This window comes from Hymenobacter montanus, from assembly GCF_014699115.1.
Classification (GTDB): Bacteria; Bacteroidota; Bacteroidia; order Cytophagales; family Hymenobacteraceae; genus Hymenobacter; species Hymenobacter montanus.
Genome location: NZ_JACXAD010000020.1, coordinates 94,928 through 114,541, shown reverse-complemented (window position 1 = coordinate 114,541; position 19,614 = coordinate 94,928). Strand labels below are relative to the sequence as shown.

Annotated in this window: 15 protein-coding genes; 9 read left to right on the top strand and 6 right to left on the bottom strand. The window is 60.9% G+C overall.

All coding sequences use genetic code 11. From position 1 onward, the window contains the following. Positions 1-229: 229 nt before the first annotated feature. The 6 genes from IC235_RS16755 to IC235_RS16730 all read left to right on the top strand — a co-directional run bounded on the left by IC235_RS16755 (position 230) and on the right by IC235_RS16730 (position 7,074). Positions 230-604: a hypothetical protein gene (locus tag IC235_RS16755; RefSeq protein ID WP_223847369.1), complete on the top strand. Its 375-nt coding sequence runs from the start codon at positions 230-232 to the stop codon at positions 602-604. A gap of 24 nt (positions 605-628) precedes the next feature. Continuing rightward, the gene (locus IC235_RS16750) at positions 629-1,603 is read left to right on the top strand and encodes a TorF family putative porin (RefSeq protein ID WP_191006345.1); all 975 of its coding nucleotides are present in this window, start codon (positions 629-631) and stop codon (positions 1,601-1,603) included. Positions 1,604-1,626: 23 nt separating this feature from the next. Then, positions 1,627-2,301 (top strand): response regulator transcription factor, encoded by a 675-nt coding sequence (locus IC235_RS16745; RefSeq protein WP_191006344.1) that lies wholly within the window; start codon positions 1,627-1,629, stop codon positions 2,299-2,301. Between the two features lie 29 nt (positions 2,302-2,330). Next, positions 2,331-3,728, top strand: a complete 1,398-nt coding sequence (locus tag IC235_RS16740; RefSeq protein WP_191006343.1) for a sensor histidine kinase — start codon at positions 2,331-2,333, stop codon at positions 3,726-3,728. A 274-nt stretch (positions 3,729-4,002) separates the two neighbouring features. Further along, entirely contained in the window at positions 4,003-5,814 is a 1,812-nt protein-coding gene (locus tag IC235_RS16735) for a DUF885 domain-containing protein (protein ID WP_191006342.1), read from the top strand. 630 nt (positions 5,815-6,444) lie between these two features. Further along, on the top strand, positions 6,445-7,074 hold the full coding sequence (locus IC235_RS16730) for a flavin reductase family protein (protein WP_191006341.1): 630 nt from the start codon (positions 6,445-6,447) through the stop codon (positions 7,072-7,074). 157 nt (positions 7,075-7,231) lie between these two features. Here IC235_RS16730 and IC235_RS16725 read toward each other — a convergent pair whose 3' ends face one another. The 4 genes from IC235_RS16725 to IC235_RS16710 form a co-directional block, all read right to left on the bottom strand. Continuing rightward, positions 7,232-8,431: an MBL fold metallo-hydrolase gene (locus IC235_RS16725; RefSeq protein ID WP_191006340.1), complete on the bottom strand. Its 1,200-nt coding sequence runs from the start codon at positions 8,429-8,431 to the stop codon at positions 7,232-7,234. A 351-nt stretch (positions 8,432-8,782) separates the two neighbouring features. Further along, positions 8,783-10,780: a M1 family aminopeptidase gene (locus tag IC235_RS16720; protein ID WP_191006339.1), complete on the bottom strand. Its 1,998-nt coding sequence runs from the start codon at positions 10,778-10,780 to the stop codon at positions 8,783-8,785. 95 nt (positions 10,781-10,875) lie between these two features. Beyond that, entirely contained in the window at positions 10,876-11,676 is an 801-nt protein-coding gene (locus IC235_RS16715; RefSeq protein WP_191006338.1) for a helix-turn-helix domain-containing protein, read from the bottom strand. Between the two features lie 516 nt (positions 11,677-12,192). Then, positions 12,193-12,576 (bottom strand): hypothetical protein, encoded by a 384-nt coding sequence (locus IC235_RS16710; RefSeq protein ID WP_191006337.1) that lies wholly within the window; start codon positions 12,574-12,576, stop codon positions 12,193-12,195. A 115-nt stretch (positions 12,577-12,691) separates the two neighbouring features. Here IC235_RS16710 and IC235_RS16705 point away from each other — a divergent pair, with 115 nt between their 5' ends. Next, the gene (locus IC235_RS16705; protein ID WP_191006336.1) at positions 12,692-13,906 is read left to right on the top strand and encodes an esterase/lipase family protein; all 1,215 of its coding nucleotides are present in this window, start codon (positions 12,692-12,694) and stop codon (positions 13,904-13,906) included. A 349-nt stretch (positions 13,907-14,255) separates the two neighbouring features. Here the strand turns inward: IC235_RS16705 and IC235_RS16700 are convergent, their stop codons facing one another. Further along, on the bottom strand, positions 14,256-15,785 hold the full coding sequence (locus tag IC235_RS16700) for an HTTM domain-containing protein (protein WP_191006335.1): 1,530 nt from the start codon (positions 15,783-15,785) through the stop codon (positions 14,256-14,258). Between the two features lie 111 nt (positions 15,786-15,896). Continuing rightward, positions 15,897-16,394 (bottom strand): hypothetical protein, encoded by a 498-nt coding sequence (locus tag IC235_RS16695; RefSeq protein ID WP_191006334.1) that lies wholly within the window; start codon positions 16,392-16,394, stop codon positions 15,897-15,899. A 210-nt stretch (positions 16,395-16,604) separates the two neighbouring features. Between IC235_RS16695 and IC235_RS16690 the strand changes: the two genes are divergently transcribed. Both IC235_RS16690 and IC235_RS16685 read left to right on the top strand, forming a co-directional pair. Beyond that, on the top strand, positions 16,605-17,027 hold the full coding sequence (locus IC235_RS16690) for a thiol-disulfide oxidoreductase DCC family protein (RefSeq protein ID WP_191006333.1): 423 nt from the start codon (positions 16,605-16,607) through the stop codon (positions 17,025-17,027). Between the two features lie 518 nt (positions 17,028-17,545). Then, on the top strand, positions 17,546-19,609 hold the full coding sequence (locus IC235_RS16685; protein ID WP_191006332.1) for a reprolysin-like metallopeptidase: 2,064 nt from the start codon (positions 17,546-17,548) through the stop codon (positions 19,607-19,609). Positions 19,610-19,614 lie beyond the last annotated feature (5 nt).

Sequence of the window (19,614 nt, the reverse complement as noted above, 5' to 3'; positions counted from 1 at the left end):
CCAACGCCGCCCATGCCCGGTCACTGATTTCATCCAGATTGCTCACGAACCCAAAGATAATTGTCCGTACAGCCTAGACCGGCAGCATTATTTGCTGCCGAAAATTCAGTAATTTGCTCCCCCGTCCGGTGGAGCTTAGCCGAACTTTATTATGAAAAGCAGGTTCCATTTCTTTTTTGCACTGCTGTTGGGGTTGGCCTCTACCCAGGTCCAAGCCCATGTGTACTTTATGCCGACTACAACCGTGGCCTCTAAATTAGCATCTACCGAAGAGCCGACCACGGCCAGCCAAGGCCCCGAGCAAGGCAGCCCGCCCGTGAAGGCGGTGCCCCTGACCGGGCGCAAAAACAAGCCCCAACAGGTGGAGGAGCAAGCCGAGGGCTCGTCGGATAATACTTCCGCCCGCGACGACAACGACAGTCCCTCGGCGCGCGACAACACTTCCTCGGCGCGCGGCGACCGGCCCGAGCGCAGTGCCCGGGGCGCTCGCGGCAGCCGCGATTCAGATGGCGCTCGGGGAGCTGGGGCCCGGGGAGGCCGCGGGGCCGAAGGCGGCCGGTCCATTGGGGGTGGCGGAGGCCACGGCCGGGGCCGCGGGCAGTAATTTATATCAACTATTTGTTTACGCATGCGCCTATTACGCAGCAATTACCAACTGTCCGGACTTATTCTCCTCGGTGGCTTCCTCCTGACTTGCTATTCGGCGGTTGGCCGGGCGGTAGGTAGCAGCCGGGCGCCGAGCACCCAAGCCGCACCGGCCGACACCACCGCCGGGCGCGTCGGGCATGGCGGGTTTACGGCGGCCCTTAGCTACAGTAGTAATTCCTCGTTTTTTGGGCGCAGCCAAACCACCCGCTATCCCTACATGGCGGGCGAGCTAACGTATAAAAGCCGGTTTGGCGTATGGGGCTCCGTAATGAGCTACGACCTGTTTGATACCAGTTCCCTCGTGGATGAAACCGACCTGTCGATGGGCTGGGACGGCGACTTGTCCAGAACCGTGGACGCCTCCCTCAGCTATTCGCGCTTTCTGTTCGCGGCCAACAGCCCCCTGATTAAATCCAGCGTCAACAACTCGGTAGATGCTTACGTGGGCTGGGACTGGCAATATGTGTACTCGCGGTTGAACGCGAGTTACTTGTTTGGGGAGAGAAGCGATGTATTTCTGACGCTAGACAACTCGCGCAACTTCGAGATCAACCGGGTATTCACGCCGGACGGCTACCTATCCATTGTGCCCCGCCTGAGCCTGACGGCCGGCACCCAGCGTTTCATCGAAACCAGCATGGAGCAACAGACCCGGCGCGGCAATGGCAAGACTAAAACCAGCAACGGGAATGGCAATGGGAACGGCAACGGCCATGGGAACGGCAATGGCAATGGCAACGGGAGTGGTACCAGCACGGGGAGTACGATTGTGACGACAACTTCAAGCACCCGCTTCCAAATTCTGACTTATGAGTTGCGCCTCCCCGTGACGTACTCCCTAGGAGTAATTTCGGCGCAGGTAGCTTGGCGCTACTTCATTCCCGTTAACCTGCTGCCCGACGACGACTCCCGGCCCCGGTCTTTCTTTACCACCAGCCTGTCGCTGAACCTGTAGCCCTACCCTATCCTACCCTAGCTATGACCGTCCTAATTGTGGAAGATGAGCGTACCCTGGCCCGTGAGCTGGGCATCTTCCTCTACCAGCAAAATTTCACCTGCACCATCGCCCGCACGGCCCGCGAGGCCAGCCAGCAGCTAGCCGATAATGCTTTCGACTTCGTGCTGCTGGACCTGGGCCTGCCCGATGGCGACGGGCTGTCGGTGCTGGCCGAAGCCAAACGAAACGAGCTGACGGCGGCTGTCATCATCCTCACGGCCCGCGGTGGCGTCGAGGACCGCATTGGGGGACTCGAGCTGGGGGCCGACGATTACCTGGCCAAGCCCTTTTCCCTACCCGAACTGCTGGCCCGGATGCACGCCATCACGCGCCGCCGCTTCGGGCTGCACAAGCCCTTGGTGCCAGTCAGCACTTTTCAGCTCGACTTGCAAGCCCGGCGCCTGCTGCACCAGGGGCAGGAAGTGGCGCTCTCCATCAAGGAGTTTGACGTGCTGAGCTATCTGGTGCTGCACAAAAACCGGGTGCTGACCCGCCTGCAGCTGACCGAGCACATCTGGGGCAACCTGCCCGAGTCGGGCTTCGACTCGAACTACATCGACGCGCACATCAAAAACCTGCGTCGCAAGCTGGGCCAGTACGAAGACGTGGAATGGCTGGAGACCGTGCGCGGCATGGGCTACCGGGTGCGGCTGTAGCACCGCGCCCACGGTAGAAAGAACGGCTCATGCCGGCCCGCCAGGCGCCCAGCCAGCCGGGCCGCGCTTACCAACCGACGATGAAGCTCAGCACCAAATTTTCTTTATTCAACGGGTTCTCGCGGGTGGCCATTCTGCTGCTGCTGCTGGGGGGACTACCCCTGGTGATGAGCCGGCTGGCCCTGCTCACCACGGACCAGCGGCTGGTGCAGACCAAGGAAAAAGTGCTGCGCCTGATTCGCCGGAACGGCATCTCGGCCTTCATCGAGGGCGGGCAATCCTCCTACGGCAGCTACAACCTGCTCAAGGAAGAGTTTATTTCGCTGGAGGCCATTCAGCCCGGCCCTCACATTGATGAGATTGAGGACTCGAAGCGGGCCGTGGAAGACGAGATTGTCGCCTACCGGGTGCTGAGCTACTCTTTTACGCAGGGGCAGCAGTCTTACTTGCTGGAAATCGGGCGCAGCACGGGCTCCATCGGCGAAACCGAGGATAACTTCCGCCGGTACGCCCTCTACGTGCTGCTGCTGGCGGTGGCCCTGACCACCCTGGCCGACCTGGCCTTTTTCCGCTATTTGCTCACGCCTTTTTACACCATCATCCGCCAGCGGCTGAAAAACGTGCACCACCCGGCCGCGTTCAACTTTGCCCCCATCCCGACCAGCACCGACGACTTTCGCTATCTCGACGAGAGCCTGCGGGAGATGATGGCCACCATTCAGGCCTCGTTCACCAAGGAACGCAAGTTCATCGCCGACGCCTCGCATGAGCTGCTCACCCCGCTGGCGGCCCTGCAGTACCGCTTCGATAACATGCTTAGCGACGAGAGCATGTCGGACGAAAACCTGCTGCGCATCGTGGACTCGCAGCGTACGGTACATCGCCTGCGCACCATCATCAAGTCGCTGCTGATGATTTCAAAAATCGAAAACGACCAGTTTCCGCGCACCGAAAGCACGGGGCTGGGCCAGCTGGTGGCCGAGGTGAGCGAGGAAGTGCAGGACCGTCTGGCCGTGCGGAACCTGACCATGAAGCACGAGCTAGAGCCCGACTTTGAGGTCGTAAACTGCAACCGGGGCCTGCTGTTCACGCTGGTGTACAACCTGGTGACCAACGCCATTAAGTACAACCGTGAGGACGGCCAGATTTTCGTGCTGGGGCGCCCGGCCCCCACCGGGAGTGGCTACGTGCTCGAAATTAGGGATACCGGGCTGGGCATTGCCAAAGAGCAGCTACCGCGCCTGTTTAATCGGTTTGATAAAGGCGTCGCCACCGATCCCGACAGCTACGGCCTGGGCCTGTCCATCGTCCAGACCATTGCTGATCTGCACGGCATCGGCATCGAGGTGAACTCCATCGAGGGGTTGGGCACCTCGTTCCGGCTCTTGTTTCCGCCCGCCCCTGGAACGTCGACGCCCGCAGCCTGACCAGGACGGACCATAGCCGCAGGCGGCCAGGGAAAAGCCATACTACCCGCATTTGGCTAAGCTCGACTATTCGGCTGGCCAGGAGAAGCCTTTTTGCCAAATTTGGTAGGCCGCACGGTCAAAGCTCACCGGAGCAACAGTAGCTTTCACGCTAGGTGTGCTAGTCAAGGCTTAGCCAGATGCAGGTGTAGTATGGGATGGGCGGCAAACGCAGCCCATCGGGTATTCTTCCGTTATTTGACCTCATCATTCTACTTACCCCGACGTCCGCTTCATGAAAAGACTTATCCTCGCCGGCCTCGTGGCCACGGCGCTCACTACGGCCTGCAACCAGACCAAAACTTCCGACACGGCCGCGAGTGGTACGGCTGGGGTCGCGGCCGACTCAACCAGCGGCCTGAATGGCCTGTTCAACAGCTACTGGGAGCAGCTCTCCCGCCTGGACCCACTCGCGGCCACGGCCTACGGCGACAACCGCTACAACGACCAGTTGCCCAACAACCAGACCCGGGCCTTCCGCGATACCATGCGCGTCTTTTACCAGACTTACCTGGACCGGCTGCATAAATACGACCGCGAGCCGTTGAGCGACAACGATAAAATCAGCTACGACATCTTCGAATACGAGATGGAGCACGGACTGGCGGGCCTCAAGCTCAACACCTGGATGCTCCCGACTAACCAGTTCTACGGCCTGCCCATCACGCTGGCCCAGTACGGGTCGGGCCAGGGCAACCAGCCCTTTAAAACCGTGAAAGACTACGAGAACTGGCTGGGCCGGGCGCACGGCTTCACGGCCTGGACCGACTCGGCCATTGCCAACTTCCGGGTGGGCATGCGGCAGGGCGTAGTACTGCCCCGGGCCCTGGTGGTGCGGATGATTCCGCAGCTGCAAGCGAAGGACATGGTGGTGACGGACCCCACCAAGAGCTTGTACTATGGCCCGATTACGCGCTTTCCCAAGGACTTTTCCGACGCCGACAAAGCCCGGCTGACCGAGGCCTACAAAAAAGCCATTATGACTGACCTGGTGCCGGCCTACCAGAAGCTGGGCGCCTTCCTGGCCAAGGAATACCTGCCGAAAGCCCGCGCCACGAGCGGCATCGACGCCGTGCCGGGGGGCAAGGAGATTTATGCCTACGACGTGAAGTACGAAACGACGACCGACAAAACCCCGGCCGAAATCTACCAGACTGGCCTGGCCGAAGTGGCGCGCATCCGCGCCCAGATGGAGAAGATCAAAGCCGACGTTGGCTTCAAGGGCGACCTGCTGGCTTTCTTCAAGTATTTGAACACCGACCCCAAGTTCCGCCCCTTCAAGACGCCGGCCGAGGTGCTGGCGGCGTTTGAGAACATTCATCAGCGGATGCTGCCCAACCTGCAAAAGCTGTTCGGCCGCACTCCCAAAACACCCTTTGAAATCCGCGAAACGGAGAAGTTCCGCGAGGCCTCGGCTTCGGCCGAGTACAACCAGGGCTCGCCCGATGGCTCGCGGCCAGGTATTTTCTACGTGCCGATTCCCGATGCCACTACGTTTGCGACTACTTCGGGCATGGAGTCGCTCTTCCTGCACGAAGCCATTCCAGGGCACCACTACCAGATTTCCTTGCAGCAGGAAAACGCCAGCCTGCCCAAGTTCCGGCGCTTCGGCGGCCAGAACGCCTACGTGGAAGGCTGGGCCCTGTACTGCGAAAGCCTGGGCCCGGAGCTGGGGCTCTACCAGGACCCCTACCAGCACATGGGCGCCTTGGGCGACGAGATGCTGCGCGCCGTCCGCCTGGTAGTCGACACGGGCCTGCACTCGCGCCAGATGACCCGCGAACAGGCCATTGCTTACCTGCTCGCTAATTTGAGCACCAGCCCCGACGAGGCGACCTCAGCCATTGAGCGCTATATGGCCATCCCGGGCCAGGCCCTGGGCTATAAAATCGGCCAGCTCAAACTTCGGGAGCTCCGGGCCAAGTACGAAAAGCAGCTTGGCAGCAAGTTCAAAATCAGCAGCTTCCACGATGAGCTACTGCGCGATGGCTCTATGCCACTGGCCGTACTAGAAAAGAAGATGGATGCTTGGGCCGCCAAGCAGTAAGCGCTACTGGAGCACCTCCCCGACTCGGCCTTTCCCAAAGAGCGGGGCCGCCAGGGTACGCGGGCAAGCTCAATGCATCCATCAGAAAGCCCCATTGCTACCAGCAATGGGGCTTTCTACCTATCGGGGCGGGCCGTCCCATTACCTTATTTGGGAGCATGACATGGCGCTGAAGATGGCATAGCTTACTCCGTTTATCCTGCCCAGGACCCACCTTATAAGAACCCATTCTATCCTAATTGCTCACCCCTGCTGGCCGCGACAGGGCGGCTAGCGCTATATAGCAAATCCACGTTGTGGAATAGCCGCGCCGCGGCGAGCAGTTGGTAGCCTATTTACCCCGTGACTACCGAGAGCCGCATCGCGGTGGCAGCGCTGCCGGACGAATCTGTCACCGCTACGCGGCTTCATGCCCGTTCTGGCTGCCCATGCTACCAACCTGCCGCCGCGACGCGGCTATTCGGCAACTTGAGTTTGCTATCTGACTGGACCGTCGTTGGCACGAATTCGTCACGCTACCCCAACTGTTTAAACTGGGCAACCATATACCAGCGGAACTAATGACGCGGCCCGTAGGCTAGCGCCGCTACCACAAACCGAAGCTTAATTCACCGCTTTAATTCAGTCTTTATGCGCCACATCACCGCCACCGATATCAAGAACTTTGAGCGGATCTACCGTCTTAACCTCGTCAACGGCCTGCCGGGCTTCAAGCCAGCCAACCTTATTGGCACGGCCGCACCCGACGATACCACCAATCTGGCCGTGTTCAGCTCGGCCCTGCACCTGGGCTCCGACCCACCCCTGCTCGGCATCGTAACGCGGCCGACCACCGTACCCCGCCATACTTACCAAAACCTGAAAAGCAGCGGCTGCTACACCCTGAACCACGTGCCCGTAGCCCTGGCCGCCCAAGCCCATTACACATCCGCCGATTTCGGGCCGGAAATCTCAGAGTTCGACGCCTGTGGCTTCACCGCCGCTTACCGCGATGATTTCCCGGCCCCTTACGTGGTCGAAAGTCCGCTCAGCATCGGCCTGCGACTGCGCGAAGAGCTGCCCATCTCCAACGGCACGGTGCTACTGGTAGGCACCGTGGAGCACGTGTACCTACGCGAAGAAGCCCTGCGGCCCGATGGTACCCTGGACCTGGTCGCGCTCGGCGATGCCTGCATCTCCGGCCTCGACGGCTACCACGAAGTCCTGCCCCCAACCCGCTTCGGCTACGCCCGGCCGGGGCAGCTGCCCGTGGCACAGTAGGTTGTTAGTTGTTGGTTGTTAGTGCTGGATGCTCGCATGATGGCCGTTCTTCAAGTCGGAAAGACGTTATGCACCCTTCAACGAAGTAGAACTCCCTATTCGACAGGCTTTTATTGGTCGCGCTACCAGGCACTAACAACCAACAACCAAGCTCCAACTACGGGTACTGCGTTTCTATCTTCCGGCTACGTTGGTCGGAATACTGGCGGTCGGCATAAGATGAACCGGAGCTTTGGGGCTGGTTTGGCTGGTCGGTGTAGGCCCCTGGGCGGCGATACTGCCAATCCGGGCCGGAGGCTCGTTGCTCGGCGGGGTTATCGCGGTACCAGGCCCGGGAGGGGCTGTCTTCTTTTCGGCTGCTTTTGCCTTCTTGGTCTTTTAGGGCCTTCGGCCGGCGCTTCTTTTTTTCATTACCGGCCCAAACCAGGGCGACGGCCCCAACGGCTACTCCGGCCACGGCCAGGCCCGCCAGCCATGGTTTCACTACGGGTGGGGGCACCGAACGTACGCCCCCGGCATCGGCAGTAGCGGGCTGGGGCACGTAGCGGCCTTTCCTGGGCCGGGCAACCTCGTCGAACCGAGCGGCTAAATCGGCCAGTTGGTCTCGCAGGGTCGTGCCGTGCATGGGAATGCCGTGACCAGTGGCCGCCACTTCGGGCTCCATCCGGGCCAGCAGCTCTACGGAGGCGCGGGCGGCATCCCAATCGGGGGTGAAGTAAGCCGGGGGGCCGTGCACTTCCTGCTTCTGCGTATAGGTGCCGCAGCCCGACTCGGCGAAGACCGTGGTGAAGGCATCACCGGCTACCAGTACTTTGTCGTGCTCCCGAAAAAACGACACGTGGCCAAAGGAGTGGCCCGGCGTGTGCACCCAGCGCCAGCCGGGCAGGCCGGGCACGCTGCCATCGGCGGGCAGGGCCTGCACGCGGGGACGGAAATCATAGGGGTGTTTGGGGTAGGCAAACGACAAGTAAGCCATCATGCCGCAGCCCACGGTTGGGTCCGGCGGCGGGTAGCTCGAAACGCCCGTGAGGTAGGGCAGCTCCAACTGGTGGGCGTACACGGGCACCCCCGGCCAGGCTTCGAGCAAGCCGTCCAGGGCCCCCACGTGGTCGAAGTGGCCGTGCGTGAGCAGAATGGCGGCGGGCGCGTTATCAGCGCCAAACAGCTCTTCGGCGTGCCGCCTGATTTTGTCGGCCGAGCCGGGCAGCCCTGCGTCGATGAGCACCCACGGGCCCTGCGGCTGGTCGGGTGAAAAAGCGTAGTAGAGGTTGGCGAATACGTCGCGCAGCATGGTCAACCCCGGCACTACGGGGTTGAAGGCGGGCGTACTGGCCCGAGTGGCTTCGTTAGAGAGCATACGGATAAGGAAAGGTGGTGAAAAACGGAAAGCGGCAACCGCCATGTGTATTACGGCAACCAAGCGGCCAGGGATGGGGCTTTTTCGGTAGCGCGGAGGTTATACCGCCCGGATTAAACAGCTAGGGCCCGCCGGGCAACGCCTTAGCTGTATAACGCCCTTAGAGCCGTTTCCTAGTCCGTGTACCCGCCGTCTGGCTCCCCTCCCCAGGGGCTTCGCGCCTCCAGCGAACCGGGGTCGTACCCGAGAGGGTCAGCCCCGTAGGGGTCCCGGGAGGTTTTCCCGCCTGCGCCCGGTACACGGAGCTGAAAATCGCTATAGGTCTGTGGCTTGGTCAGCTAGCGCGCCAAATCATTGATACCCGACCAGTAGTTTGGCCATGCCGGCGGCGTTGCCGTTGAGGGCGTCGGCGGTTAGGGCGTTGGTTTTGGCCCACGTAAATACGGCTCGGTCGCCTTTGGCATGGGCCAACTGAGCGAGGCGGTAATACACTTGGACCAGCGCGTTGGGGTCGCGCACCGGGCTTTGAATGGCGCGCAAAAAGTAATTCATCGCCGCGTCCCGCCCGGGAGGTCCCTGCCCGACCTTCAGCCGGCCCAACTCGTAGCACAAGGCAAACTCCACCCCGTAGCAGTCGGGCTGAGTTAACCGACTTAGTGCAGCCTCTGCTGCCGTGTTAGCCTCTTCCTTTTTGCCCGCGAGGCGCAGGATGCGTACGCCGACCACCGGCGCTAGAGCCTGAGCCGGGGCTCGGTACTGCTCTTCCCAGTGCGGCACGCGAAACGCGGGGTCCAGTCGCACCTGCTGCACCGGAAAGGCCGCGGGGAGAGATACCTGGGTCGTGGGACTGGTGAGGTCGATGAATTGACGGGTCCTTTCGCCCCTCACGCCCAACAGCTCTAACTCCAGGCGCAACCGGTAGAAGGGGGCGGGCTGCACAATCGTCAAGGCCACCGCCGGCCCGTGCTGAGCCCAGGTCAGGGACCAGTCAGGCGCGCCCTGGCGCTGAAACCACTGCTCGTAGAACCAGCTCAAATCCTGGCCGGCGGCCTGTTCAATTTCGGCCAGAAACGCTTCCCAGGTCAGGGGCTCGTGTCGGTGACGCTGCACGATGGCGCGCAGTCCCTGCCCCATTCGGTCGCGGCCGATGGTTTCGGCCAACAAGTCCAGCACCAAGAAGCCTTTGCTGTTGGCCAGGGCGTGAGCATTGGCCCCATTCACGTTTTCCAGTGCGGCGTCGTGGCCGCTGAGGGCCAGGGTGAGGTAGCCCAGCCCGCACTGGTCGCGGACGTAACCGGGGTAGCCGGTGCGGCGGTATTGCTCGGCGTGGGCCGAATCGAACCGGCTTACCACCTGCAGCGACCCGAATTGCGCCATGCCTTCGCTGAGCATCCCGGTCCCCTTCGCGCCTGCCGCCTCCACCGCCACCGCCCACCATTGGTGCGCCAGCTCATGGCCGAACAGGGCGTAGTTGAACCGGCTGCCAAAAGCCGACGAAGGCAGGGTAATACCGGCGTATTCGCTGGAACCGCCGATACTGAGTTTGTTAGAAACGTCCTCCGGATACTCCAGCAGGCTGAAGCTGCGGAACGGGTACGGCCCGAATTCTTCGGCTAACGCCCCGATGATGGCGGCGCTACGGTGCAGATAGCCCGCCGTGGCTGTGTCGCGCGTGAGCCGGTAAGCCGTGGTAGGCACCGCGCCGGCGTAATCAGTGCGCTGGTAGCAGCCCACGAACAAGGAAAATATGGCCGGGCTGGGCACCGTGAACCGCGTCACCCGCTGCGGGCCCTGGAAAGTTTGCCGCGACTCACAGCCCATGATGACCGGGGTAAAGGCACGGGCCGTGGTCACGCGAATGGTGCCGGTGCCTTCCATTGCAGTCGTGGTATTGTCGCGCCGCCGGGCCTGCACCTGCGGGTACCAGGCCACGTTGTAGCCCCCCGCCAGGCAGTACGAGCTGTCGAGGAAAAATTGGAAAGCCGGCAACCGGCCGCCCCGGTACGCAAAGCCAATGCGCACCGGCTGGCCAACTGCCAGCCGGTGGCCGAATACGAAGCGGTAAGTTGTCTGGCCATCACCAGCCTCCAGTTTCTTGATTATAAACTTATCACGCTTCGGTGACAGCAGTCGAAACGCCGGATTTCCCATGGTTTTGTGCAGCACCACATCTACGGAGTCCCGGAAATTCTCGGCGGCTACGAAGGCGGCCGTGCCGCGGACCGTCAATTGCCGAGCCCCTAAATTGGCGTCGACCAGTAACTCGTATTTCACAACCGGGGTTGGTTGGGCGGGGGCCGGAGTAGTTCCCAGCCAGAGGGCACTTAGCAGCAATAGAAGCCATTTCATACGGGCAAGCCGGCGCTAGTCTGACGGCGGCGCAAAGGACTTGCCTTCGTCGCAGGAATGTCTTGGACCGGCTTGCCCTCACTGGTACCGGTTTGTCACAACAAGGCCTTTCGATACGCTGCGGGGGGCTGGCCCATCACTTTCCTGAACACTCGGCTTAGGTGGCTGGCATCGGCAAACCCTACTTGAAACGCTATTTCCTCCGTGCTGAGGCCCGGTTTCGCCAGCAGATCGCACACGCGGGCTATTTTCTTGTGCCGCAGGTACTCTCCCGGGGTCATGCCCGTCACCCGCTTGAAATCCCGGCAGAGGTAATCAGGCGAGAGGCCAGCCACCTGGGCCAGTTCCGGCAACGTAGGAGTGTGCTGGGGCGTGTCGTCGAGCAAAGCCTGTACCCGGCGGATGGCGCGGGAGGCTACCCTCCCCGGGCGTTGGCCGCGCAAAAAGGTGCCGGCCAGTTGCACTGCGTAGCCAAAGGCAATAGCTTCGGAAAAGCAGTCCGGCTGGCGCACTTCTTTGATGATGCTGCGTACCAGTGCTTTGAGCGGCGGGCTGGCGACGAGCTGATGCGAGCGGGTGTTGCTCAGCGCCGTCCCGAGGGGCAGGCAATCCGGCCCAATTTCCACGTTAAAACACGCCGCCGACTGGTACTGGAACGCATTGGTATGCTCCCATTGCCTGGGATGAAACAGCAAGTCGCCCACCTGGCAGTGCCGTTGGTGGCCGTTGTGCACTTCGGTGTAACTCCCCTCCAGTACGTAGGTGAAATGAGGGTTGACGTGATGATGCGCCGGAATGCTGGTACGGGGCAAATGCTGCGATGTAGCCAGCACAATACCACCAACCGACGCAGTGAACGGTACTTCTCCCATGTATTGGCCAGTTTGCAGTTCCATAGTATTCGTCTTGAGGTGTATCGGGCAGTAAGTCTGTCAAAGGCCAGTCATCACCCGTTAGGCGGTCAATTTAACGGGTGTAAGGTCGGTGCTATACCGGTAAAATACGGCCAGGAGCAAGTTGTGATCGGCTAGAGTGCGTTTATGACCTCTTCACGGATCACCTGGCCCAGCGGTACGGCCGGCGCGTTGGGAAGCCAGCGCATATCGTGCTGAAAAGAAACATCCTTTTCATTCATAAAACTGCTGGCTCATGGAACGTACGCCGCCTTGGCTCAGTCGGGACCAACGCTTGTCGAAAGAATTCGACCGCCTGCTGATGCCTGCCAACGCTTGTATACTGGGGCCAACGCCCGACGCGTACCCAGTTTTTGCTAACTCAAACAGCTTATTAGTGAAGCTCAGCGCATGCTGCCCGGTGGTGCTCACCCGTTTTCAGCGAGGGCCCGACGAGCTTGCCCCGAACGCAAAAAGCCCGCTACCGGGGAAGTAGCGGGCTTTTGGGAAATCAAAAACCTATTGCGGCGGCGACTTGGGCTGCTGCTGGTCGTTCTGGTTACCGACGCCGTTCGTCGATTTGTCGGGGGCGGCCAGGGTGCCGCTGGCAGCCTGGGGTGAGGCTGTACTCTTCCCGGCAGGGGCCGAATTCAGTTGGTCCTGCACGGTGCCCTTCTTAAGGGCTGCCGCCGAACCGACGCCGCCGGGGAGTTCTACTCGTTGCTTATAGTTGATGCTGTCGCGGTTTACGTCGAAGCTGCGCCAGGCGGGCGGCGGGTATACGAATCCGTGTTGGTACTGCGGGTTTTTGCCGGGGCTCCAGCGATAATCGCAGGACGAAACCGCGGCAGCCAAGGCGGGGCCCAGCAGCAGGGCCAGGACAGAACGGGAAGATAGCTTCATGAAGTAGTGCTTGGATTAGTGGTGCAAAGTACGTTGATTTCAAGTGTAAGGTCAACGTAATGTCAGCGACGGCGCTACTTTCGGGGTATTCTCCCACCGCTGTCCTCTCCTGCTCATGTCTGAATCCAGCCCTAATCAGCCTTCCCGCTTCCGCCGGGCCCTCGGGGCGGTGGGCCGGGCGGCCCTGTTGCCCGTCCGGGGGGTGGGGTACCTCATACGGTCGGGCAAGGCCCATCAGCACTTTTTTTTGCCCGTGCTGAACGGGGCCCTGGGCGACCAGCTGGCCGCCCGCTACGACCCGCGAGCCATTCGCATGAGCTTCCGACGGGGCGGGCACGACGTGGCCGTGGCCGACCTGCGCCTCAGTGAGCCGCACCAGAAAACGGTGGTGTTCGTGCACGGACTGATGGGCGACGAGCTCATTTGGCAAACCGGGTTTCAGGACCCGCCCGGCAGCCGGCGCTACGGCCCGCGCCTGGCCGAGGAGGCGCACGTTCGGTCGCTCTACGTGCGCTTCAACTCCGGCCTGCACCTCTCCGAAAACGGCCGCGAGCTTAACCGCCTGCTCACCGAGCTGGTCGATACCTACCCCGATGCGATTGGCGAACTGGTGCTGGTGGGCCACAGCATGGGCGGGCTGATTATTCGCTCGGCCGGGTATTATGCTTCAGTGGATGACGAATTAAAAATTAAAAATGAAGAATTAAAAGTGCGGAATCAGAAAGCAGAAACTGATAACGAGCGGTCTATACCCACCACCGACCAGTCGCCCGACCCGCCATCCAACGACTCATTTTTAATTTTTAATTCTCAATTTTTAATTACCAAAGCTCCCTGGTTGGTGCATTTACGGTCGGTTTTCCTGCTCGGCACCCCGAACGATGGTTCGTGGCTGGAGCAAAACTCCCACTTCACGGCCCGCCTGCTGCACCGCATCAACCTCTTCCCCACTCGCTTTCTCAGCAAAGCCCTCAACAAGCGCAGCAACGGCATCAAAGACCTGCGCTACGCTATTTTAGTAGATGAGGATTGGCAAGATGCCCACGCCGACGACCTTACCCCGCCCCGGACGCCGGTGCCCCCGCTGCCCGGGGTGCAGTACCACATTCTGATGGGGGCCTGGCTGCGCGCTACCCGGCCCTCGGCCCTGCGCGAGTATTTCGGTGATGGGCTGGTAGGCCAGGACAGCGCCCGCGGGCACAATACGTTCGGCAATGAAGCCGCCTTGCCGACCGGAGCCCGGGTACGCACCGCCGTGTTCAGCCAGCAGCACCACGGCGGGCTACTCACTCACCCCGAGGTGTTCCAATACCTCAAGCAATGGGTATAGGGGGCTAATGCCTTGATAATAGATACCTAGTCGACTTGGTACGGAGAAACCTCACCCCCGACCCCTCTCCGCAGGAGAGGGGAGCCTGACGACAGGGGCGCAGGCCGGAATTCCAGTTCCAAGGAAAAGAACCACACCCATCTGGAGCATGGCACTGCTATAGCGCTAGCATATGGCTGCTCAAATTTGGTTCCTCAGTCCGTATCCCAGTCGTCTGGCTCCCCTCTCCTGAGGAGAGGGGCTGGGGGTGAGGTGTCCCCGCTGGGTCCAGTCCACAGACCAGAAAACGGTCCAATATGCCAGCTACCAACACCGTGCCTGATGTGCTGGTAAAGTAGTACTCTCACTCTTATCGATTGCTGGCTTCCGTGATTCCGCAGTTGCACAGCACTTCATGAGTTGGCTTAGCGAGCTTATAATCAGGCAATGACACCTCTTTCATGTAGATGATTGACAGGCGGCGTACGGGCGGGTGGGTCGGGTCTTCATTCCAGATCCGCAGCAGGTAGTTACAGTAGTAGGGCCGCATCCACTCGTTGCTGACAAACAGGTAGTTTTCAGAATATTTGCGCCAGCGGTCGTTTTTAAATAAAGCCAGTACCGAAGCTGGTTTGGCGTACGTTACGGGAGCACCAGCCCGATTTAAGTCGAGTTGGCGTCCAGTGCTGGTGCTACCTTCCAGGATGTACCAGCCATCATCTTTAAACACCGTTGGGGCAAACATGCCCCAGTGCTGGTCAACTCGAAACAAATAACCAAACCAGCGCATGGAGGCCGACATCAGCTCGCCGCTGGGTCGGATAATAGCTACATCATCGAGGTTCCACCAGCACACGTAGGCCAGCACCGCCACCACGAAGGTTTCGCGCCCGGCCCGCACTACCCGCCGGCTACCGGCCGAGGGTTCGGCCGCGTACTCGAGGCGCAGCCGCCAGGGTGCCTGCCATTTCGGGAGGCGGGCCCACCAGCGCTCAACCCGGGAGACCCGGGGGGCCAAGCGGCGGGTGAGCCAGTCGAGCGCCACGGGGGGCAGCAGGCCCACAATCGACGCCCAGTTTATCAGGAAAAAAAGGCCCACAAACAGAGTAAGACTAATGCTGAGGTGAAACACGAACAGCACCACTACCACCAGCAAGCGCCACCAGGCCACGCCCACCGGAATAAAGAGCACGAACGGGAGCAGCAGCTCAGTGAAATAAGCCCCGAAGGTGAGGAAGCGCAGCAGCTCGGGGTACGGGTAGAGCAGCCGGCCACCGGGCATCAGCACCTGGTCGAGACTGAAGGCGTAGTAAAGGGCCGTGCCGTCGCGGGTCCACTCCGCGCCATTTTTAAGGAGGGCTGTGCACCAATAGAGCAGGGCCAGCTGCACAATGTAGGCCACCGTGGCGGCGCTAAAGTACTCGTAGCGTGCCGGGGCGGGCTGCCGGCGGGCATCGCACGACCACACCCGGCCCCAGGGCAGGAATATGCCCCAGAACAACAGCATCCGCAGTAGGTCGTCGCCGCCCTGCTCAATGAGGGGGTTGCGGTTTTGCACCGACACGAGCAACACCCACGAGGCCATAGTGGCCAGCCGGGTATGATAGCCCAGCAGCAGGGCCCCGGCCAAGACCGCCGCGATGGCAAACAGCGCCGCCTGCCCCTGCCACAGGCCGGTAGCAGCGTGTAGCGAAAACTGGTAGGGCGTCCAGAGGTGGTCGAGTACGGCCGCCATGGGCAGCACGCCCATATTGGCGTAGTGGGCCTCCAGGTCGGTGCTGCGGATGGCTAAATCCGTCAGCACCACCGCGGCCGTGGCCATGCGCAATAGGGCCAAGGCCCGCAGATCCAGCACGAAAGGCCGTCGTAATACTTCCCAAAAACCTGTGCTCGGGGCCATAAATAGTGGTTAGTCCGGGGCCCGGGTGGGCCTAAATTCAACAAGGCGAAAAGGGAGCCACACAAATGACTCACCTTTTCGCCTTGCGAAAAGTAGTAATCGGAATGCCGATTAGCGCGAGGTCGAACCGCCGCCGCTACCGCTGGTTGAGCCACCACCGGTTGAGCCACCAGCGGTGCTACCCGAGGTGCTCATGCCACCCGCCGTTGAGCCGCCGGCCGTCGAGCCGCCGCCAGTTGTGGATGCACCAGCGGTCGAACCGCCACCCGCCGTGGAGCCGCCGCCCGCGGTCGAGCCACCTCCGGCCGTAGAACCGCCGCCCGCAGTCGAGCCCCCGGCCGTGGACCCACCCGCGGTTGAGCCTCCAGCACCACCGGCCGTGGACTCACCACCCATCGAGCCAGAACCGCCCGTGGACTCCGACCCACCCATGGCGCCAGAACCAGTAGCCGCTGAGTCAGTGCTCATGCCAGTGCCCGATTCTGTTCCCGTGCCGCCGCTGTTCGAGCTTCCAGATTCGCCACTCGTTTTACTTTGGCAAGCTCCCATCAGTGCGGTGCCCAGCACCAGCGTAGCAACGAAGGCTGAAGGTTTTTTAGTAAACATCATGTTAAAGAGTTGGTTGGTTTGGTAGGCTATACGGTCAATATTGAGTGGATAACTGTTGAAAAAACCCGTATTTTTATTGATATAACTACGTAGAGGCCGCTTAGGATCTTGGCTACTCATCCACCAGCAAACCGCTACCGCCAGTTATCCCAATAAGCTTAGTGAGCCGCTAGGCCCGAATTTCAAAGCCTGCGCCTCGTATACGAATCTATGTTTCTCCCTTCTCCCCTGCCTGATATTATTCTGTTCGACGGGGTGTGCAACCTCTGTAACGGCTTCGTGCAATTCGTGATTCGTCACGATCCGCAGAGCCGCTTCCGTTTCGCCGCCTGGCAAAGCGAAGCGGCCCAAAGCCTCCTGCGGACCCACGGCCTGTTACCGGATGTCCGGGCTGCCGAACCCGAATCGGTGCTGTTGCTCAGTGGAGGCCGCCTGTACTCCCACTCGACGGCCGTGCTACACATTGCCCACATCTTGGGCGGCCGATGGCAGCTGATGAAAATGGGGTGGGTGCTACCTCGGAGTTGGCGCGATGCCCTCTACCGCTTTGTGGCCCGCCACCGCTACCGCTGGTTCGGGCGGCAGGAAAGCTGCCTGCTGCCTACCCCAGCGCTTAAAGCACGTTTTCTATAAAACCACCCGAGCTATTTTAGGTTGGCTGGCACTTGTTTCATTGCGGTAACTTGCAGATTGGCGTTCGTGCTTAAGACTAACTTTAACAACAATTCTACGGCCCTAAATTAGAGACCGAAAATATAATCTTTCTCATAAACACAGATTTTATCCATTGGCTATTATTTGCTTTACTATTCTCGCACATAAATACACCAGCTAACATTTTCACGGCTACTAAGGGTTAGGTTTGGCCTGGGCTTGCTGATCAATTAAACTCCTTATTTTCTGCGTAAATTGGGTCGGGACCGGCCGGCGATAAGCAGTTACCGAGAGTTAACCACAGCTCACATTAATGAGCGGGTGCATTTATTACACTAATTAATATTAAAATTATATTTCTGTTAAAAATATTTATAAAAATGGCAAGCACGAAACACCGAATATTATTTCTATTTATTGCTGCCCTATTAATTCAGCGAGCCCATGCCCAAACGGCGCCGCTATGGCGCCAGGCCGCAGCGCCCGTGGCCCACAGCTTGGAATCTCAGCCTGGCCCCACCAGCTGGTTTACCCTGGATGTTGCCCAGCTGACAGCCCGCCTGGCCCAGGCACCTCCCGAAACTCTCCGCGCCGAAGCTATCTCCGTGGAGCTGCCCTATCCCAATGGCACTCTGCACCGCTTCGCCATTACCCGGGTACCCGTGCTGGCGCCCGCCCTGGCCGCCCGCTACCCCGAGCTGCAAACCTACGCTGGCTGGGCCCTCGACGACCCGGCCACGACGGTGCGGCTGGAAACCTCCCCCTCCGGCTTACAGGCTCAGGTCCTCACCCTGGCCGGGGCCTTCAGCGTGGGGCCCGACCCCACCGCGAGCCACCGCTACCAAAGCCGAGCCGATAAGCCCAGCGATTTTGAATGTCTGGTGAAGCAGGTCGCGGAACGCGAACTTGCCGGTACACCCCCACCCGCCGCACCGGCACCTTATGGGGCTCAACTGCGCACCTTGCGCCTGGCTTTAGCAGCCACGGCCGAATACAGCAATAACCTGGGTGGCGGCACCGTGGCCGGTACCCTGGCCAGTATGGCAACTCTCGTAAGCCGGTTAAATGCCGTATACGAGCGCGACCTGGCCCTCCGGCTGCAACTGGTGAACGATAACAACCGGCTCATTTATCTAGATGCCGCTTCCGACCCCTACGACAACAGCAACCCGACGACCATGATGAATGCCAACGACGCCGTTGTTAAGACCGCTCTTGGTGCGGGCAACTACGACCTGGGCCATGTGCTCGGCTACCGTAGCAACGGCTACTCAGGTGTAGCGTACGTGGGCGTGGTGTGCACCAATACCGCCAATTCTAATAACCGAGCGGCGGGCGGCGCCTCCACCGCAGGGACCCTATCTTCGATGACCACCGTGCTGACCCATGAACTAGGCCACCAACTAGGGTCCAGCCACACCTTCAACGGTGACCAGGGCAACTGCAGCGGCGGCAACCGCAATGGCACCCTCGCCTTCGAGCCGGGCGCTGGCAATACCATCATGTCGTACGACCAACGCTGTGCTCCCGACAACGTGGGCAGTGGCATCTCTTTCTTTCACGCCGGTAGCTTAAGCGCCATCATGCCCCTGCTGACCTGCGGCACGCTCACCAGTACCAACAACCGGCCGCCCAGCCTGACCGTGCCACCCAGCACCTACACTATTCCGAAGGGCACCCCCTTTACCCTGGCCGGCAGCGGCTCCGACCCCGATGGCGATGCGCTAACGTATTCCTGGGAAGAGCTCGATCGCGGCAACGCCGGGGGCCTGGCCGTCGCGGCCACCGATGTCTCGGAGCCGCCCTTATTCCGCAGCTTCGCGCCGGAAGTCAGCCCCGAACGTACCTTTCCCATGCTGTCGGCTATTCTGAGCAATACGGCTTCGCTGGGGGAAATCCTGCCGCTGGTGCCCCGTTCACTCAATTTCCGGCTCACGGCCCGCGATAACCGCGCCGGCGTGGCCGCCGCCAACCTGACGCTGACCGTGGCCGCCACCGGGCCGTTTCGCGTGACGGCGCCCAACACGCCCCTGACCGCGGCCCCCGGCAGCCCCTTCACCGTCACCTGGGACGTGCAAGGCACCAATCAAGCCCCCGTGAGTTGCGCCAATGTGCAGATACTTTTCTCGGCTGATGGAGGTCTGACCTTTCTCACCGTGCTGCTGGCCAGTACCCCCAACAATGGCTCGGCCCAGGTAACGCTGCCTCCTCTGAACACTACTCAGGGTCGCCTGAAGATTCAGGCCATCAACAACGTTTTCTTTGCCATTAACAACGCGAACATTACCATTAGCTCCCTCCTACCCGTTAAACCGGCGGCCGTTGAAGCCGGGCCGGCCTCGCAACTGCGGCTGTGGCCTAACCCCGCCCGCCACACCGTGGAGGTAGCCGGCCTGGCGCCCGGCCAGGTGGCTCAGCTGTACGACCTAACGGGGCGCCTGATTCTAACGGCACCCGCGCCGCACCGCGGGCCGCTGCAGTTGGTGCTGCCCGCCAGCATCCCCGCGGGCATCTACGTGGTGCGCGGGGGCGGCCAGTCCCGGCGCCTGGCTCTGGAATAAGGGTC

Bases quoted from the DNA above. Each gene is read 5' to 3' on its own strand.
- IC235_RS16755 (WP_223847369.1), top strand. From the start codon at position 230: ATGCCGACTACAACCGTGGCCTCTAAATTAGCATCTACCGAAGAGCCG.
- IC235_RS16750 (WP_191006345.1), top strand. From the start codon at position 629: ATGCGCCTATTACGCAGCAATTACCAACTGTCCGGACTTATTCTCCTC.
- IC235_RS16745 (WP_191006344.1), top strand. From the start codon at position 1,627: ATGACCGTCCTAATTGTGGAAGATGAGCGTACCCTGGCCCGTGAGCTG.
- IC235_RS16740 (WP_191006343.1), top strand. From the start codon at position 2,331: ATGCCGGCCCGCCAGGCGCCCAGCCAGCCGGGCCGCGCTTACCAACCG.
- IC235_RS16735 (WP_191006342.1), top strand. From the start codon at position 4,003: ATGAAAAGACTTATCCTCGCCGGCCTCGTGGCCACGGCGCTCACTACG.
- IC235_RS16730 (WP_191006341.1), top strand. From the start codon at position 6,445: ATGCGCCACATCACCGCCACCGATATCAAGAACTTTGAGCGGATCTAC.
- IC235_RS16725 (WP_191006340.1), bottom strand. From the start codon at position 8,431: ATGCTCTCTAACGAAGCCACTCGGGCCAGTACGCCCGCCTTCAACCCC.
- IC235_RS16720 (WP_191006339.1), bottom strand. From the start codon at position 10,780: ATGAAATGGCTTCTATTGCTGCTAAGTGCCCTCTGGCTGGGAACTACT.
- IC235_RS16715 (WP_191006338.1), bottom strand. From the start codon at position 11,676: ATGGAACTGCAAACTGGCCAATACATGGGAGAAGTACCGTTCACTGCG.
- IC235_RS16710 (WP_191006337.1), bottom strand. From the start codon at position 12,576: ATGAAGCTATCTTCCCGTTCTGTCCTGGCCCTGCTGCTGGGCCCCGCC.
- IC235_RS16705 (WP_191006336.1), top strand. From the start codon at position 12,692: ATGTCTGAATCCAGCCCTAATCAGCCTTCCCGCTTCCGCCGGGCCCTC.
- IC235_RS16700 (WP_191006335.1), bottom strand. From the start codon at position 15,785: ATGGCCCCGAGCACAGGTTTTTGGGAAGTATTACGACGGCCTTTCGTG.
- IC235_RS16695 (WP_191006334.1), bottom strand. From the start codon at position 16,394: ATGATGTTTACTAAAAAACCTTCAGCCTTCGTTGCTACGCTGGTGCTG.
- IC235_RS16690 (WP_191006333.1), top strand. From the start codon at position 16,605: ATGTTTCTCCCTTCTCCCCTGCCTGATATTATTCTGTTCGACGGGGTG.